Source organism: Paenibacillus sp. DP01, from assembly GCF_044784315.1.
Classification (GTDB): domain Bacteria; phylum Bacillota; class Bacilli; order Paenibacillales; family Paenibacillaceae; genus Paenibacillus; species Paenibacillus polymyxa.
Genome location: NZ_CP173059.1, coordinates 345,656 through 362,217, shown reverse-complemented (window position 1 = coordinate 362,217; position 16,562 = coordinate 345,656). Strand labels below are relative to the sequence as shown.

General features: G+C 45.9%; 15 protein-coding genes. 5 read left to right on the top strand and 10 right to left on the bottom strand.

The window, feature by feature from the left end; genetic code table 11:
* Positions 1-55: 55 nt before the first annotated feature.
* Positions 56-1,471, bottom strand: a complete 1,416-nt coding sequence (gene pyk, locus ACH59B_RS01545) for a pyruvate kinase (RefSeq protein ID WP_017425670.1) — start codon at positions 1,469-1,471, stop codon at positions 56-58.
* Positions 1,472-1,649: 178 nt separating this feature from the next.
* On the opposite strand from pyk, the gene ACH59B_RS01540 reads away from it, so the two are divergent.
* Complete coding sequence (locus tag ACH59B_RS01540; RefSeq protein WP_016820209.1) at positions 1,650-2,438, top strand: AraC family transcriptional regulator; 789 nt, start codon at positions 1,650-1,652, stop codon at positions 2,436-2,438.
* A 171-nt stretch (positions 2,439-2,609) separates the two neighbouring features.
* On the opposite strand, the gene ACH59B_RS01535 is transcribed toward ACH59B_RS01540, so the two are convergent.
* The 5 genes from ACH59B_RS01535 to ACH59B_RS01515 form a co-directional block, all read right to left on the bottom strand.
* Entirely contained in the window at positions 2,610-4,028 is a 1,419-nt protein-coding gene (locus ACH59B_RS01535) for a sucrose-specific PTS transporter subunit IIBC (RefSeq protein ID WP_016820208.1), read from the bottom strand.
* A 67-nt stretch (positions 4,029-4,095) separates the two neighbouring features.
* Positions 4,096-5,571, bottom strand: coding sequence for a glycoside hydrolase family 32 protein (locus ACH59B_RS01530; protein WP_404303179.1), 1,476 nt, complete (start codon positions 5,569-5,571; stop codon positions 4,096-4,098).
* Between the two features lie 181 nt (positions 5,572-5,752).
* Positions 5,753-6,775 (bottom strand): LacI family DNA-binding transcriptional regulator, encoded by a 1,023-nt coding sequence (locus ACH59B_RS01525; protein WP_404303177.1) that lies wholly within the window; start codon positions 6,773-6,775, stop codon positions 5,753-5,755.
* A gap of 167 nt (positions 6,776-6,942) precedes the next feature.
* Positions 6,943-7,785, bottom strand: a complete 843-nt coding sequence (locus tag ACH59B_RS01520; RefSeq protein WP_019685849.1) for an aldo/keto reductase — start codon at positions 7,783-7,785, stop codon at positions 6,943-6,945.
* A 31-nt stretch (positions 7,786-7,816) separates the two neighbouring features.
* Positions 7,817-9,013: an MFS transporter gene (locus ACH59B_RS01515; protein WP_019685848.1), complete on the bottom strand. Its 1,197-nt coding sequence runs from the start codon at positions 9,011-9,013 to the stop codon at positions 7,817-7,819.
* A gap of 140 nt (positions 9,014-9,153) precedes the next feature.
* Between ACH59B_RS01515 and ACH59B_RS01510 the strand changes: the two genes are divergently transcribed.
* The gene (locus ACH59B_RS01510; protein WP_013368959.1) at positions 9,154-9,519 is read left to right on the top strand and encodes a helix-turn-helix domain-containing protein; all 366 of its coding nucleotides are present in this window, start codon (positions 9,154-9,156) and stop codon (positions 9,517-9,519) included.
* Positions 9,520-9,600: 81 nt separating this feature from the next.
* Here ACH59B_RS01510 and adhP read toward each other — a convergent pair whose 3' ends face one another.
* A complete protein-coding gene (adhP, locus tag ACH59B_RS01505; RefSeq protein ID WP_016820203.1) occupies positions 9,601-10,617 on the bottom strand; it encodes an alcohol dehydrogenase AdhP in 1,017 nt (338 codons plus the stop codon).
* 242 nt (positions 10,618-10,859) lie between these two features.
* Here adhP and ACH59B_RS01500 point away from each other — a divergent pair, with 242 nt between their 5' ends.
* The gene (locus ACH59B_RS01500; RefSeq protein ID WP_045244955.1) at positions 10,860-11,693 is read left to right on the top strand and encodes a carbonic anhydrase; all 834 of its coding nucleotides are present in this window, start codon (positions 10,860-10,862) and stop codon (positions 11,691-11,693) included.
* Between the two features lie 260 nt (positions 11,694-11,953).
* The gene (locus ACH59B_RS01495) at positions 11,954-12,481 is read left to right on the top strand and encodes a hypothetical protein (protein WP_143069152.1); all 528 of its coding nucleotides are present in this window, start codon (positions 11,954-11,956) and stop codon (positions 12,479-12,481) included.
* A gap of 107 nt (positions 12,482-12,588) precedes the next feature.
* Here ACH59B_RS01495 and ACH59B_RS01490 read toward each other — a convergent pair whose 3' ends face one another.
* On the bottom strand, positions 12,589-13,875 hold the full coding sequence (locus ACH59B_RS01490) for a Gfo/Idh/MocA family protein (protein ID WP_017425665.1): 1,287 nt from the start codon (positions 13,873-13,875) through the stop codon (positions 12,589-12,591).
* A 137-nt stretch (positions 13,876-14,012) separates the two neighbouring features.
* Here ACH59B_RS01490 and ACH59B_RS01485 point away from each other — a divergent pair, with 137 nt between their 5' ends.
* On the top strand, positions 14,013-14,849 hold the full coding sequence (locus ACH59B_RS01485) for an AraC family transcriptional regulator (protein ID WP_017425664.1): 837 nt from the start codon (positions 14,013-14,015) through the stop codon (positions 14,847-14,849).
* Between the two features lie 9 nt (positions 14,850-14,858).
* Here the strand turns inward: ACH59B_RS01485 and ACH59B_RS01480 are convergent, their stop codons facing one another.
* Together ACH59B_RS01480 and ACH59B_RS01475 are read right to left on the bottom strand one after the other, a co-directional pair.
* Positions 14,859-15,689 carry a carbohydrate ABC transporter permease gene (locus tag ACH59B_RS01480; RefSeq protein WP_017425663.1) on the bottom strand — a complete coding sequence of 277 codons (831 nt, stop codon included), beginning with the start codon at positions 15,687-15,689 and terminating at the stop codon, positions 14,859-14,861.
* Positions 15,679-16,551, bottom strand: a complete 873-nt coding sequence (locus ACH59B_RS01475; protein ID WP_031462639.1) for a carbohydrate ABC transporter permease — start codon at positions 16,549-16,551, stop codon at positions 15,679-15,681. Before ACH59B_RS01475 ends, ACH59B_RS01480 begins: the two co-directional genes overlap by 11 nt.
* Positions 16,552-16,562: the final 11 nt, after the last annotated feature.

Here is a 16,562-nt window from a genome sequence, read left to right as displayed (position 1 = left end):
TCAAAAAGGCGCTGAACCCATAGAGGATCAGCGCCTTTTCTGTATTTGATATAACTTACGCTTGATATACCCGAATCAGATTGGTCGTGCCTGCCTCAGCGACAGGGACACCTGCTGACAGGACTACAGTATCTCCTTTATGGATATATCCTGCATTCAGCGCGTTACGGATGGAAGATTCGAACATTTCATCCGTTGTGGCTACCTTATCCCCTTTAATCGGGAATACACCGGACAACAGGCAAATTTTAGCGAATACCGTGTTATTCGGAGTAACCGCAATGATCGGTGCCTTCGGACGATATTTGGACACCATACGAGCCGTGAATCCACTGGCAGTCGAGGTAATAATCGCTTTGGCATCCAGCTCCAGAGACGAACTCACCGCACCCTGACTAATGACTTCAGTAATGTTGGTGCTTTGGCGTGCTCTGCGCTTATCGAACTGCTCCTGGTAATCCAATTGTGATTCTGCACTGGCAGCTACCGCAGCCATGGTCCGTACGGATTCAACAGGGTATTTACCTGCAGCAGATTCGCCCGACAGCATCACTACGTCAGCTCCCTGCATAACGGCATTGAACACGTCACTAACTTCAGCTCTCGTCGGACGCGGGTTCACCTGCATGGACTCCAGCATGTGAGTAGCAACGATAACGGGCTTGCCGACCAGATTACACTTGTCGATCATTTCTTTTTGCATCACAGGCACGTCTTGAATCGGCACTTCCACGCCCAAGTCGCCACGAGCTACCATAATACCGTCCGAAGCTTCGATGATATCATTCAGGTTTTCCATACCTTCGGCATTTTCAATTTTGGAATAAATCTGTACATGCTCGGCATGATGTCCCTTCAAAATCTCACGGATTTCACGGATATCGTCGCCTTTACGCACAAAAGAAGCCGCAATAAGCTCGATACGCTGCTCCACCCCAAATTGAATGTGCTTTACGTCGCGCTCTGTTACGCCTGGAAGAGTTGTATGAATCCCTGGCAGATTCACACCTTTTCTCGGCTTCAAAATACCGCCGCTTACGATGTTACAAATCATCTCGGTTCCTTCGATGGAGGTTACAGTCAGATCAACCAAACCGTCGTCGATGAGAATGCGGTCACCTGCTTTGATATCCTTCGGCATATCTGGGTAATTCACCGAAATACGATGCTCGTCCCCCAAAATCTCTTCCGTGGTCAGAATAAGCTGGCTGCCTGGCTTCAGTAGAACAGATGCCTCCTTCAGCTTGCCAATCCGTATTTCCGGTCCTTTAATATCCATCATGACAGGGATACAGGTATTCATTTCCTTCGCTGCCTGTCTCACATTTTCAATACGTTTAACATGATCCTCCAGCTCCCCATGAGCCATGTTCAAGCGAGCTACAGTCATACCAGCCTGGATCATTTCTTTTAACAAATCAATGGAGTCGCAGGCAGGTCCCATAGTACAAATAATTTTCGTTTTAAGCATAGTAATGTCATCCTCCTGAATGTCTTTACTGTATAACTTCTTCTCCACTTTGCTTCTCTATCTACATTAAACTTATATAGTCCTATTCTACCTGTACCCGTTCACCAAGACTATGAACTATAGTATGATGGATGTATTACAGTATGATGAATGTTGAAGACATTGGAGAGTGAGTTTTGTGATTACATTGACGGGTATACGGCAGGACAATGGCGTAGACTGGTATGAAAAGGCTGGTGCAAATACCGACAACGATGACTTGCTATTTATTTTGGTCACCTTTGGCAAATGTGTATATTGGGTGAACGATAGCAAGATCATTCTGGGCAAGGGTGAAGCACTGCTTTTACCCGCTCATCTGAATTACTATGGCAAGAGCATTCCTACGCTTTTCCATACCAAGTATGTGATACATTGCCGCAAAACATGTACGAACAGCACACTTCCCATACTGAATACAGACCAGCCGTTATGGATCAAGCCCGGATGCTACGATTTGCTGCATGAACGGATCAAATCGATGTATTATCAATGGACTGAACACCCAAGCTACTACGCCCTGATGGCTGACTGTCTGCTGACCGAAGCCATGATTTATATGAACCAGGAATGGGACAAAGGTACCGTTCCTCGCGATAAAGAACGGCATGTAGAACATATGAAACAGTACATTCAGAATCACTACAGGGAAAAGGTAACCAAAGAAGAGCTTGGTGATGCCATTCGCAAAACCCCCAATTATGCCGCGACACTGCTGCGTGAGGTTACAGGCCAAACGATCAGCGAGCATGTACATACGCAACGTATTAAAACCGCCATCTACATGTTGACGGAGTCGCGGCTAACGATTCGTGAAATTTCGGAGTATGTGGGCTATAGTGATGTGTCCTATTTTCATCGGATCTTCAAACGCTTAACAGGCTGTTCCCCGTCCGAGTTTCTGGATGAACGTTCCTCCATCGTCTAATCTGATAGCCTGAAGCAGAATTTCACAGATAAAAAAATGGCCGCTTCACATCGAATGCTGCTCTAGTTATCCTTTTTTTCATTAAGGGACAAGAGCGCTCCGTGTAAAAGCGACCATTATATTTATAGTTACACGCATGAATCTGCGTATATTGATGCTGACTGAATGATATTATTTGGAGGAACCCGCTGTTTTGACTTTGTCCAGCATTTTATCGTTAAAGCCAAACATCCAAGTCAGGACAAAGGATACTGCCATAGCAGCCAAGTTCGCCAAAATATAAAACGGAAGCTGATGGTTCATGTAGAGCAACGTACCTGGAATAACCGTAACCGCCATCCCTGTAGCCGCTAAATGCAAGACCGAAGCAATAAAACCACCAACCGCTCCGCCGATGAGACCCATGACAAAAGGCTTCATATATCTCAAGTTGACCCCGAAGATAGCCGGCTCTGTAATTCCTAGGAAAGCAGAGAACGAAGAAGGAAGCGCCAACGCTTTCAGCTTGCTGTCCTTCGTTTTCAGACCAACTGCCAGACAGGCAGCTCCCTGTGCAGCCATTGCGCAGGTAATAATAGCATTGAAGGCATTTACGCCGTTCTTTTCAAGCAGTTGAATCTCCAGAAAATTAAATATATGATGCACACCTGTAACGACGATAATCTGATGCAAAAAGCCGATGACGATCCCTGCAATACCGAAAGGCAAATCAAGTACAAATATGGTTCCGTGCAGCACCCATTCTTCAAGTGAATGGAAAACTGGACCGATAGCAAACAGTCCCAAAGTGATCATAATCAACAATGTTAAAAATGGTGTGAGAATCAGATCCAGTGCTTCAGGCACCCGTTTGCGCAGCGCCCGCTCCAGCTTGGCTCCGATCAAGCCCACGAAGAAGGCTGGTAATACCGAGCCTTGATAGCCCACCACAGGAATAAAACCGAACATCGTCAACGGATGGGCTGAGCCGTCCGCAACACTATACGCGTTAGGCAAAGCTGGGTTTACCAGCATCAGACCGAGAACGATACCCAGCACCGGACTGCCGCCGAATACTCTAAAGGCTGACCATGCGACTAAAGCAGGCAGAAAGGCAAAAGCCGTATCCGTTAATACCTGTGTATATAATAAAAAGTTAGGTGAAATATCCTGCGGCGTCATGCCGAGCAATGCGAGAATTTGCGGCTGAGTGAGCAAACCGCGCAGTCCCATGAACAACCCCGTAGCGACCAGCACTGGAATAATCGGTACAAACACGTCGCCAAAGGTGCGGATAGACCGCTGGAAGACGTTGCCCTCCTTTTTCGCCTGACTCTTCACCTCTTCTTTAGATGAACCCGTCACGCCAAGCTTTTCAACCTCATCAAAAATCCGATTTACCGTTCCTGTACCAAAAATAATTTGATATTGACCTGAATTGAAGAAAGCCCCCTTAACCTTGTCGATCTCCTCAACCTTTTTCTGATCAATTTTCTCTTTATCATGCACCATAATGCGCAGGCGCGTTGCACAGTGAGCAAACGAAGCGATATTTTCCTTTCCACCGATCGCCTCGATCACTTCTTTAGCTATCTCTCTGTTTTCCGCCATGATGTTCATCCCCTCGTTCATTCCGTTATGTTTGATGATTAACGATCCACTTGATGAATTAGCCTACTCATGTAAAATTCCATTTTACCGCTTGGAAGAGAGCCTCTCCCTTGTCGGCAAAAAAGCGTATTTCGTCACTCTCTGGGTGCGGAAAAATACGACTGGTGAACACTTCTTCCCCATCATTGACGAAAATCTCAACTGAAGATGTATCTACAAACAGATGAAGTTTAATATGATCCTTGTCCCATGCACACTGCCGTACTTCACCGTACGAAGTGGCTACAGGCTCACCCGATTGCGTACGATCCAATACAAGTTTACGGCTAACGGCATTATATTTAATCACCGTTTTCTCCGTCTCACTCGCACGGAATTCAATACCGAATGCCTTGGCATCCAAAAGATCTACTTCGCAGATCATCTCATAGGCAGTACCCTTAAATCCTTCGTAGGTTTTGCTCTCTGAGGACAACGTGTCAGCTACCCGATCCTCACTATTTCTACGCAGTGTGGTTAATTCGGGGATAGGTCGCTGCAAGAGTTTTCCCTCATGAAGCGTAAGTTCCCTCGGTAACGTCAGACAATGGGCCCATCCGTTCGGATCTGTCGGATATTCGATATCCGGCAGCCCCATCCAGGCCACCATAATACGACGCCCCTGCGGGTCAATCATCGTCTGTGGTGCATAGAAGTCGAAGCCCCGATCAAGCTCGTGGAATGCGCCGTGCTCCAGTGTTCTTGTCTCTGTATCCAGCAGTTTGCCGATGACGTAGCCCGATTGATAAATATTGTGGTTTTCATCCCCTGAAGGCTCCAAGCCCTGTGGAGAAAAGACCAACACACCCGCTCCATTCAGTTCAAAATAATCCGGGCATTCCCACATGTATCCAAACGATTCCAGCCCCGTGCTCAGTTCTCCCTCGAACTGCCAAGTGTGAAGATCCGTTGAACGATAAAGGACAACGCAGCCTGTTGAATCTGTTCTTTGTGCACCAATCACACAGTAGAAACTATCGCCGTCCTTCCATAGCTTGGGATCACGAAAATGGTCTGTATAACCTTCTGGCACATGGCCAATAACAGGATGCTCCCACTTGGTAATGTGACCGCTCTCATCCATAACAGCCATGCATTGATAAGGATGTCTGATCCAGTTTTCGTCACGTGTATTTCCTGTATACATCATGTATAATTTGCCCTCATGCTCCAGCGCGCTGCCGGAATAAGCCCCATGCGAGTCGAAGTAGTCTCCAGGTGTGATGCCAATGCCTGCACTATGCCATGTGACCAAATCTTTGGATTTCAAATGATACCAATATTTCATTCCGTGATCGGTTCCTAGTGGGAACCACTGATAAAATAAGTGGTATTCGCCTTGATAATATGAAAATCCATTCGGATCATTGAGCAAGCCTGTCGGTGGTTGGATATGAAACGACTGCCGCCACGGACATTGCCCCACCTTTTTCTGCAAGCTTGCTATTTCACCGGGCTCAGCCTGCTCGATCAATCTATACTTTTGTTCTTTTGTCATTTTCATAGGTGTACCTCATTTTTTTAAAACTTAGATTTTTGGGAACCGGTTCCAATGCAATGAAAAAAATTAAACGGAACCGGTTCCTATACAATGAAAAAAATATACTCATCCATGGATTTGCAACCGATTCCAATTGTGCAATAGTGCAATGGAACCGGTTTCGAAGAAATTATAATCCACCTGCTCAGCGTTTGTCAACGCTTTCTCTTTCAATAAGGGTATAATCCATGACCGTCACTTGCTCTACCGTTTTATGTTCTACCAGCCGTACAATGTTTTGGGCTGCTACACGTCCAGCCTCCATATACGGGTATTGAACAGTTGTTAGCGCAGGGTGAATGACCTCCGTAATATCGTACCCCCCAAAGCCAGTGACCGACAAATCCGACGGAATGGTAATTCCTCTGGAATAAGCCGCGTTGATTACCCCAAGCGCGATATTATCCGTAGCACACACCATCAACGATGGCTTGAATTGGTCTAAGATGGCGGATGCGGCAATCCGTGCATCGGACATTTTAAATCCGGTTTCATAGTACCTGATATCATATCCTGCGGCTCGCATCGCCTCGTCCGTATAACACGTAGCAGATAACGCATTGCGAACAGCCTGCCTAAAGCCCTCTTTGCGTTGCACACCGACAGCAACGTCCCTTTCAGTAACACCGACATAGGCAATTTCACGGTGGCCCTGTGACAGGACATATGCACCGATATCATATCCGGCACGATAATCATCATGGATAAGGCTATGGATCTGCTCATGTTGTTGGCCTACCAGCAATACCGGAATACTGATATCTCGAATCGCGGTCAGGTGGTCGTCTGTAATTTGAGCAGCCAGCAGAATGATGCCTGAAATTTTTTGTCGTGCAAACTCATAGATCGCTTCGATTTCACGCTTTACATCCTGACTCGTATTAGAGATCAGCATCTGGTAATGTTGGGAACGCAGCTCCTCATCAATCCCCATTAACGTATGGGATGTCGCAAAGGAATCCAGCCGTGGCACGACGGTTCCGATAATGTTGGTTCGTTTTGCCTTCAAACTTTGGGCAAAGGTATTGGGCACATACCCCGTGGCTTTAACCACCTTTTCAATTTTACGCTTAGTGTCCAGGCTGACAGATCCGCCGTTCAAAAAACGGGATACGGTGCTCTTGGATACACCAGCCATTTGGGCTATATCTGCAATTGTCTTATTCATGAGGTCCCCCGGAGATTTTCATTTTCATAAGCGTCCAAAACTTCTCATTTCATATAATTCTATAATACCATATGGCAGGATTGGATTGCTGTAGCTTCAGTTTCACTATGCACAAAAAGCCGTCCCTTCCATGAAGAAGGAAACGGCGTTTTATGATGGACTGAATTTTAAAAATCAAAGTTGTCCGGATCTGGACCTACCCGAAGATTGGCATTTAACTCCTGAATTTGATCCATATCCTCACGCGTCAATTCAAAGTCAAAAATATCGGCATTTTCGACGATTCGATGCGCCTTGGTGGACTTGGGAATAGTGACGACTCCCTGCTGTACATCCCAGCGTAAAATCACTTGAGCCACCGATTTACCGTGCTTGTTCGCTATGTCTTGCAGCACCGGATGATCGAGCAATTGACCCTGCATGAGCGGGGACCAGGCTTCCATTTGGATGTTGTTCTTTTGACAGAATTGCAGCAGCTCGGTTTGGGTTAGCTGCGGGTGAAATTCCACCTGATTGACCATTGGCTTGATTTCTGCATCCTGCATGAGATCTTCCAAATGATGAATTTGGAAGTTGCTGACTCCGATGGCCTTAATCCGTCCTTCTTTATACAAGGACTCCAAAGCTCTCCAAGCTTCTTTGTACTTCCCTTGAACCGGCCAATGAATCAGATATAGATCCAGATAGTCCAGTCCCAGTTTGTTTAGGCTTGCTTCATAAGCCGCTCGTGTCTCTTCATAGCCTAAATCTGCATTCCACACTTTGGAGGTGACGAATAGTTCTTCTCTGGACAGATTATTCTCCGAGAGGGCTTCCTGAATAGCCTGTCCTACACTGTTTTCATTCGCATAGATTGCCGCTGTATCTATACTGCGGTAGCCATGCTTTACAGCAGCCTTCACAGCATTGACCAGCTCTGAACCTTCTTCTACTTTAAATACCCCGATGCCAAACCAAGGCATGCGAACTCCGTTGTGCAATGTTGTTGTGCTTTGTAGGTTTTGTGTCATTTTGTATCTTCCTCTCTATTTTTTAAAAGTTTTAGCCTACCAAGGCGGTTGTATCCCTTTTTTCGAGCATACGACTCCAGACTGTCAGTAGAACCGCCACCAAAACCATTACCCCACCGACCCAAGTTGTATGCATGAGACCCATTGAATCTGTCACAATACCTCCCACATATGCTCCGATTGCGATCCCTGCATTGAAGGCCGCAATATTAACAGCAGAGGCGACATCGACCGCTTTGGGTGCAAAACGTTCGGCTAACATAACTACATACACCTGTAGACCAGGCACATTCATAAACGCAAGCAATCCCATAAAGAAAATCGTCACCAGACCTGCCGTTTGAAATGGCACGGTAAACCACAGCAGAAACAGGATCACAGCCTGAATCAAAAACATGTAAAACAAAGCTGAAAGCGGTCTGCGGTTCGCAGCTTTTCCACCGATGACATTCCCGATAGCAATGGCGATTCCATACAATAAGAGAATGAACGTTACCGTATTTTCTCCAAAACCGGTTATGTCATGAAGTAATGGAGATAAATAAGTAAACACGACAAATGTGCCCCCATATCCCAAGGCAGTAATGATAAATGCAAGTAGCAAGCGACCATTCGTAACCAGTTTGACCTGCTCGCTGAAAGGAGTCTTATTCCCTTTTCGGAGCGTAGAGGGCAGCAGAATCAGATTGGCAATGAGGGCCACAACACCGACGACCACAATAGCCATAAATGCAGCCCGCCAACCCCATTGCTGCCCAACGTAGGTGCCCAATGGTACCCCTGTCACGGTGGCAACGGTCAAGCCGGAGAACATAATCGAAATAGCACTCGCCCGCCGATCATCGGGAACAAGGTCGGCCGCGATGGTGGACCCGATGGACATGAACACTCCATGGGAGAATGCCGAGATGACACGTGCAATCAGCAGCAGGGTGATTCCGCTAGAGACCGCAGCAAGGCTGTTGCCTGCTATAAACACAATCATGATCCACAGCAGTAGCGTTTTACGAGGAACACTCGATGTTAACGAGGTCAACACAGGTGCCCCAATGGTAACCCCTAATGCATACAGCGTTACAGTTAGTGCGGACATTGTTACGGATATGTGCAAGTCTTCAGCGATCAGGGGAAGCAATCCTACGCTGATGAACTCAGTGGTCCCAATGGCAAAGGCGCTTACGGCTAAAGCCAGTAATGGCCAGATACTTCGTTTGGATTCTGGCGACATGTTTTTCACTCCTATCTATAGTAATCTTCGACCAGCAGATGTTATTATGAGTTATTCAATCAATTATGAACAGTACGTACTTTTTAGTGATATAGGTACCAAAAAGTACCCTACAGGTGACATACACGGAGGGATCGGCATTGGGGAAGAAAAAATACAATATCTCTGTTGAGGCGACATTAGAGGTGATCGGGGGAAAATGGAAGTGTGTGATTCTGTGTCATTTGACCCATGGAAAGATGCGAACAAGTGAATTAAAGCGAATGATGCCTTCCATAACACAAAAAATGCTGACTCAACAGCTTCGTGAATTAGAGGAAGACGGCATTGTCAATCGGATTAGCTATAATCAGGTTCCACCCAAAGTGGAGTACGAGCTTAGTGAATATGGATGTAGTTTGAAAAGCATTTTGGATTCACTTTGTGCCTGGGGAGAAAGACATATTATTAAAGAATACGGGGATAAATCTGCGGTTTTGGAGGATAACATTCTGAATAAGCTGTAAAGAAAAAAAAAAGCGTCTGCACTAGATTAGCAGGCGCTTTCTCTCTCTTACAATTCCAAGAGTTACGAATTGGACATCATTTTATTTGGTAAAATCAATGACCATACGTCCTTGGATTTTGCCATGCTCCATCTCTTCGAAGATCTCATTGATGTCTTCAAGCGGACGTTTTTGTACAAGAGGAACAACTTTACCTTCTGCAGCAAACTGGAACGCTTCTTTAAGGTCTTCACGAGTACCGACCAAAGAACCGATTACTTGAATGCCGTCCAGAACCAGACGCGGAATGTCCAGATCCATTTTATCGGTTGGAAGACCTACAGCTACGACACGCGCGCCAGCCTTCACAACGTCAATAGCTTGGTTGAAAGGTGTTTTGGCAACAGCAGTAACCACGGTTGCATCCAGACCAGCACCGTTCGTTAATTCCTTAGCTCGGGCGACTGGATCTTCTTTCATGCTGTTAACAATATAATCAGCACCAATTTTTTTGGCCAGTTCGAGTTTTTCATCACTGATGTCAAAGGCTACAACTTTAGCATTGAATACATTTTTAGCGTATTGCACAGCCAGGTTACCCAAGCCGCCGATACCGAAGATACCGATCCATTGTCCTGGTCTGATATCGCTTACTTTAACTGCTTTATATGTTGTAACCCCTGCGCAAGTTACACTGCTCGCAGCGGCAGGATCAAGATTATCTGGTACTTTGACCGCATAGTCAGCTGTGACAATACATTGTTCTGCCATTGCACCATCTACCGTGTATCCGGCATTTTTAACTTCACGGCACAAAGTTTCCCGTCCGGTTAAACAATATTCGCAGTGACCGCAGCTTTCGAACATCCAGGCAATACTTACGCGATCGCCAATTTTAAGACTGGTCACTCCTTCACCTAATTCAATGACTTTCCCAATACCTTCATGTCCCAGAACTCTGCCTGTGACATCACCGAAATCTGCATTTTTTACGTGTAAATCTGTGTGGCAAACCCCACAATATTCAACTTGGACTAACGCTTCCCCATGTTTCAGGGAGCGCAAAGGTTTCTCTTCTACACTAACTTTCTTGTCTTTTGTAACAATTGCTGCTTTCATGTAGATCTCTCCTTTGAGTGGATATGGAATTATTTTGTAACGCACACCCCACTATTATAGTTACTTCCCCCAAAGAGGACAAACAAATATTTCACCACTCCATTATTCTCTCTACATCCCGGTAATAATAAGCAACCATTTCTACCTTTTTCCTAAGTCCTTGTACCCTTGCAGGAACTTTGTACAATAATTTACAATGTAAAAAGTTTCACATACTCTATTTGGAAGAAGGATAAAGAAACATGAAAAAACATTGGAGAGGTTGCTTGTTCAGCATATTTTCCATAATCTTGGCACTGTCGGTAACAGGATGTACATCACCCACCACTTCTAGTACTACTCGCGCATCATCGTCATCAGCTAACAGCGCTCATGCAGTTGTTCAGAAAAGCCCGCACTGGTCCTACGAAGGGGATGAAGGACCGGAGCATTGGGGGGAGCTGGAAAAGGATTTTGTCGCTTGTGGTAACGGTCAGGAACAATCTCCCATCAACATAGAGCATTCCCATCTGGAAGCTTCGCATACGCAGCAGCCGTTGCAGGTTCATTATTCAACCACTAAAGTATCCATACTAAATAATGGACATACCGTCCAAGTCAATGCGGCTAGTCCCAGCAATAATATTGTCGTGGACGGCACTACATTCACCTTAAAGCAGTTCCATTTTCATCATCCAAGTGAACACCAAATAGACGGTAAAAATGCTGAAATGGAGCTTCATTTTGTTCATCAAAGCGACAACGGAAGCACAGCTGTCTTAGGGGTTCTTATACAAAGTGGCAAAGAAAACAAGGCCTTCAACCGCATCTGGTCCAAACTGCCAAAAGGTATCTCTCAAGAAGCGAACTTGGAGGGAGAAATAAATCTTGCCTCGCTGCTGCCAAAAGACCTGCACTCCGTTCGCTACAACGGATCACTGACTACCCCGCCATGTACAGAACATGTGAATTGGACGGTATTGGAACAGCCTATTGAAATGTCCGCAGACCAAATCAATCAGTTTGCTGCCATTTTTCCCGACAACCATCGACCTGTACAACAGCTGGGAACCCGTGAGCTGAAGACCGATAAATAATAAAATATGTCTGGACCAAAGTCTTCAGGCCAGTAGTAATACTGACCATCTTCATCACAGCGTCAGGAATCTTCACGATCAGATCAAGAGACACAGCCCCCCTCTTTCGGGTAGTTTCACTGTGTCTTTCCCACCGGTTGCCTTGTCACTCACTATAATATAAACGGGAATATAGTAGAAATTATGTGCCGATAACTAACACTCTCTAAATGAGAGCCACATACTTTATACTAACTATTTATAGTAAAGGAGTTGGCAAGATGTCTGTTAAAAGAGTTAGCCGCCGGACTAAAAAAGTTGTCCCTCCAATTCTTAGATATCGAACTAAACGTCAAACTAAATTTAGAGTTACTCAAGTACGTAACGGGAGTTTTGAAAATAGTTCCTTTTCGCCATGGCGTCCTGTAGGTAATGTATCTCTCTCGCGCGTTCGTCCTCATACAGGCAGGGCAAATGCCCGCTATTCGGTTCTGCCAGGTCAAAGTGCATCATTAACTCAAACTCTTTCTCTAAGTCCCTTTCGTTCATATCGATTAACATTTTTTGCTGAATCACCAAGTTCCACTGGTATCCTCCGGGTTAGACTTCTAGGTAGCACATTTTCAGGTGGAGTACTAAACCTCATAAGTATTCCTTCAGGAAGATACCAAAGTTATAGTTTGACTATTCCAGCAGCTTCTTTATTAGGCCGTTCAGTCTTTAATTTAGAATTCCAAGTTACTGGTACAGGAACAGGTTCCCAGCTGTCAGTATTAAATCTTGATACTGTTTCTATGGTTTCTATATAATAAACCAAATATAAAGGCCGCCTTATATATAATACAAACAAGAAGCCTCCTCATCCATCTGATAGAGGAGGCTTCTTGTTATTAAAGTTGCTGTCTACTTACCATCGTTATAATCGCACCAGTTGCTCCACCTTCACCGGCAGACCTGTGCGCATAGAGCGGTTGGCAGCGATGCCTGTTAAAATGGACCATGCGCCATCAATATGGGAGGCCGCACGATGAAACCGATCCTCTGCCGGCTTATCGAAAATATCCCGCAGCATGACCGGATCTCCTCCGCCATGTCCCCCCACGCCTTCCTCTACTTCGACCTCGTAAGGTGCTGCAAAGTGAGGATAGATCGTGATGGTTTTCTCTTTTAGCGCCCCCTCATCTGCCTTGCTGCCACCGGAATTAACATAGGATTGCTCGGACACCCGAACTTCCATCCGTCCCTTGGTGCCGTTAAATACGATGATAAAGCCCTCCCAAGGCATATAAGCGTTCAGTGAATAGTTCATTACCGTTTTATTCTGATACTTCACCATGACACTGAGCGTATCCTCAATACTGATATTGTCGCCAAATACGCTTTGGTCCCGCACATATCCATCCTCATGCTCCGCATCCAGATACATACTTTTTAGATGCTCGTTACGATCCAGGTGTAAGGCAAAAGGGTCATTCTCCGCCGCCTTGCTGCCGTAAGCCCGTTGATAGAACTCCGTCACGCCACGCTGCTCCGCATTCTCCCGGCCATAAAATTTCAAATCACCCAGCGCATACACCGTCTCCGGCTTCGAGCCAAGCCAGAAGTTCATCAGATCAAAATGATGGGTTGATTTGTGCACCAACAGACCGCCGCTATTGCGCTTGTCCCGGTGCCAGCGGCGGAAATAATCCGCGCCATGCTGGGTATTCAGCAGCCATTCAAAATTGACTGATAAGATGTCACCCAGTGTCCCGTCCATGATAACCTCACGGATTTTCGTATTATGCGGGGCATAGCGATAGTTAAAGGTGACGCGCAGTTTCCGTCCCGTGCGTTCTATAGCATCCAGAATGTCTTGGCATTTGTCCTCGTCAACTGTCATCGGCTTCTCGGAAATGACATCACAGCCCAGCTCCATCGCCCGGATAATATACCGATGATGCACCCGGTCAATGGTAGTGACGATGACGATATCCGGCTTCACCTCCGCGATCATCCGATCAAATTCGTGAGCTTTATAGGTTGGAATCAGCTGGTGCTCGTATTTCTCTTGCAACAGCCGATTGGCATAGTCCATTCTCGTCTGGTTGACGTCACAGAACGCGACCAGCTCTGATGTATCTTTGAAAACGGTAACAACTTCACCGTAAAAAAATTCAGCTCTTCCTCCGGTGCCCACAAGTGCATATTTGATTTTAGCCAATAGGTTCACACCCTTTACATGAATTACTTCTATTTTATAGTATAAGAAAGAGCGAAATCTTCGCTTTTATTGTGAATCGGTCCAAAAAGTATGCATATATTATCCTCATGAATATTTTCATAAAGGAGCACGTCGTTATGATCGCCACTCCCCATTTTGCTATCGAGCAAGCGCTTCGGACGGTGCCATTTAGCATGTCTGCTGACCATGTCCATCAAGCGCATGAAATCTATTATCTGCTGGCAGGAGAGCGTTACTACTACATTAATCAGCGTGTATACGCACTACAAAAGGGCGATCTGATCTGGATTAGCAAACATGATTTCCACCGTACGAGTAACAAAGGGAACGGCAGCCATGAGCGAATTTTGATCAACTTTGATGAAGCGTTTGTAGGCTCGTCCACGTCTGTCACTCCATCCGGCGATCAGAATCACCTGCTATTGCCTGAAAAAAGCTTTTTGCTTCGCCCCTCTGCAGCAGAACAACGCGAGTTGGAGCATCTGTTCCAGCAAATGCTGGATGAATACCATCAAGAGCATGCCTACCGATATATGTATCTTCAAAGCCTGCTGCTGCAGCTACTGATACGAATCCGCCGCATACAATCAGCGGCTCCTGAGACCATAGCGCCGGAACGCAGCGAGAAGCAGCAGCGCGTGTACTCGGTGATTGAGTATCTGCATATCCACTATGCCGAGAAGCTATCGTTGGAGCAACTGGCAGGACACTTTTATATTAGCAGCACATATCTGTGCCGCATTTTCAAGCAGACCACAGGTTTTACGTTGGTCGAGTATCTTCAGGATGTACGGGTCCAGCAGGCTCGGGCGTATTTGAAGGAAACAAACTGGAAAGTGACCGCCATTGCTGAAAAGACGGGCTTTGACAGCATTGCTCACTTTGGCCGTGTATTCAAGCATTTCACCGGGCGTACTCCATTACAGTATCGGAAAGTACACAAAAAGGAGTAGGGAAATGCCCTACCCCTTGATTCCTGTTAAGGTAATGCCTTCAATAATTTGCTTTTGGGCGATGATATAGACGATGAGCACCGGGACGACGGAGATGGTGGTACCTGCCATCATCAGTGACCAATCGGCGGTATATAGTCCTTTGAAATTGTTGAGCAAAAGTGGAACTGTAAATTTCTCTGGTGTATTGAGATAGATCAGCGGATCAAGAAAGCTGTTCCAGGCACCCAAAAAAGTGAAAATCCCGATCGCCGCCAATGCCGGACGAATGAGTGGCAGAATGACACTCCAGTAAATGCGAATGTATCCCGCCCCGTCCATGACTGCTGCTTCCTCCAGATCGCGTGGAATTCCCATGACGAATTGACGGAGCAAAAACACCGCGAATGCATTAAACAAGGCTCCAGGTACAATCAGAGACCAATGCGTATCCAGCCAGCCGATACGATCCATCACCAAGTAAAGCGGAATCATCGTTACCTGCTTAGGAACCATCATCGTAGCGAGGAACAAAATAAACAATATATCCGAACCCGGAAAACGGATTTTAGCAAAGGCATACGCTGCCATAGATGCGCTAATCAGCGTCGCTGTCACGATGATAAACGTAATGTAAAAGCTGTTCATGTACGCCTGCACGAAGGGCATGGCCTCCAGCGATGCCGGATAGTTGCTCCATACAAACGGATCGGGAATCCATTGTGGCGGAACGACAAAAATTTGAGAGATATCCTTTAAAGAACTGAGGATGGTCCATAGAAATGGAAAAAACATGATTAAAGAGCCGACAGCGAGCAGCACATGGCGCAGGAGCATCCTGCCTCTGCAACTAATCTCCATAGTGCACCCACCTCTTTTGCATTTTAAATTGCAGCAGTGTAAATATGAGAATAATAACGAACAAAATCATTGCCGCTGCCGCACTTTCTCCCATCGTGAAATCAATGAATGCCTGATCGTAAATGTGATACACAAGCGTATAGCTTGCTTTGGCTGGTCCGCCATTTGTCATGACGAACGCCTGATCGAACACCTGAAAAGAGCTGATGACCATCATAATGGTGACAAAAAAGGTTGTTGGTGACAATAGCGGCAATGTGATATACCTTAGCTGCTGGAACTTGCTGGCCCCGTCAATTTCGGCTGCCTCGTAATAGCTTTTGGAGATGCTCTGAAGTCCTGCCAAAAAAATGACCATGTTGTATCCCAGTCCCAGCCATATGCTAAGTAGGGCAATCGATGGGATCACCCAATGCGTATCGGTAAGCCACATCGGGCCTACAATCCCAATCGCTCGCAGCAAGTGGTTTAAAATGCCAAATTCACCATTCAGTATCCACATCCAGATGACCCCCACCGATACCGAACTGGTTACGACAGGCATGAAAAAAAACAAGCGATAGATTTCCCTGCCCTTCACTTTATTGAGTACGATGGCTACGAGCAGAGCCAACACAATCCCCACCGGAATGACCAGCACCATATAGTACACCGTATTAATGAGTGCCTTCCAAAAATCAGGATCAGATAATTGACCTTTAAAATTGTCCAAGCCGACAAACAAAGGTACCCCAAAACCATCCCAATTGACAAAGCTTAAGTAAAACGCATACAGCAAGGGCAGCAGTGAAAAACATAACAGACCAAGAAACTGGGGGCCAATAAATAGATAGCCCCACAGCGCTTGATGCTTTTTCTGCATCTTGTCACCTT

Excerpts from the sequence above, each read along its gene's own strand:
- ACH59B_RS01485 (WP_017425664.1), top strand. The coding sequence starts at position 14,013 with ATGATCGCCACTCCCCATTTTGCTATCGAGCAAGCGCTTCGGACGGTG.
- ACH59B_RS01515 (WP_019685848.1), bottom strand. The coding sequence starts at position 9,013 with ATGTCGCCAGAATCCAAACGAAGTATCTGGCCATTACTGGCTTTAGCC.
- ACH59B_RS01535 (WP_016820208.1), bottom strand. The coding sequence starts at position 4,028 with ATGGCGGAAAACAGAGAGATAGCTAAAGAAGTGATCGAGGCGATCGGT.
- pyk (WP_017425670.1), bottom strand. The coding sequence starts at position 1,471 with ATGCTTAAAACGAAAATTATTTGTACTATGGGACCTGCCTGCGACTCC.
- ACH59B_RS01530 (WP_404303179.1), bottom strand. The coding sequence starts at position 5,571 with ATGAAAATGACAAAAGAACAAAAGTATAGATTGATCGAGCAGGCTGAG.
- adhP (WP_016820203.1), bottom strand. The coding sequence starts at position 10,617 with ATGAAAGCAGCAATTGTTACAAAAGACAAGAAAGTTAGTGTAGAAGAG.
- ACH59B_RS01475 (WP_031462639.1), bottom strand. The coding sequence starts at position 16,551 with ATGCAGAAAAAGCATCAAGCGCTGTGGGGCTATCTATTTATTGGCCCC.
- ACH59B_RS01500 (WP_045244955.1), top strand. The coding sequence starts at position 10,860 with ATGAAAAAACATTGGAGAGGTTGCTTGTTCAGCATATTTTCCATAATC.
- ACH59B_RS01480 (WP_017425663.1), bottom strand. The coding sequence starts at position 15,689 with ATGGAGATTAGTTGCAGAGGCAGGATGCTCCTGCGCCATGTGCTGCTC.
- ACH59B_RS01495 (WP_143069152.1), top strand. The coding sequence starts at position 11,954 with ATGTCTGTTAAAAGAGTTAGCCGCCGGACTAAAAAAGTTGTCCCTCCA.
- ACH59B_RS01525 (WP_404303177.1), bottom strand. The coding sequence starts at position 6,775 with ATGAATAAGACAATTGCAGATATAGCCCAAATGGCTGGTGTATCCAAG.
- ACH59B_RS01520 (WP_019685849.1), bottom strand. The coding sequence starts at position 7,785 with ATGACACAAAACCTACAAAGCACAACAACATTGCACAACGGAGTTCGC.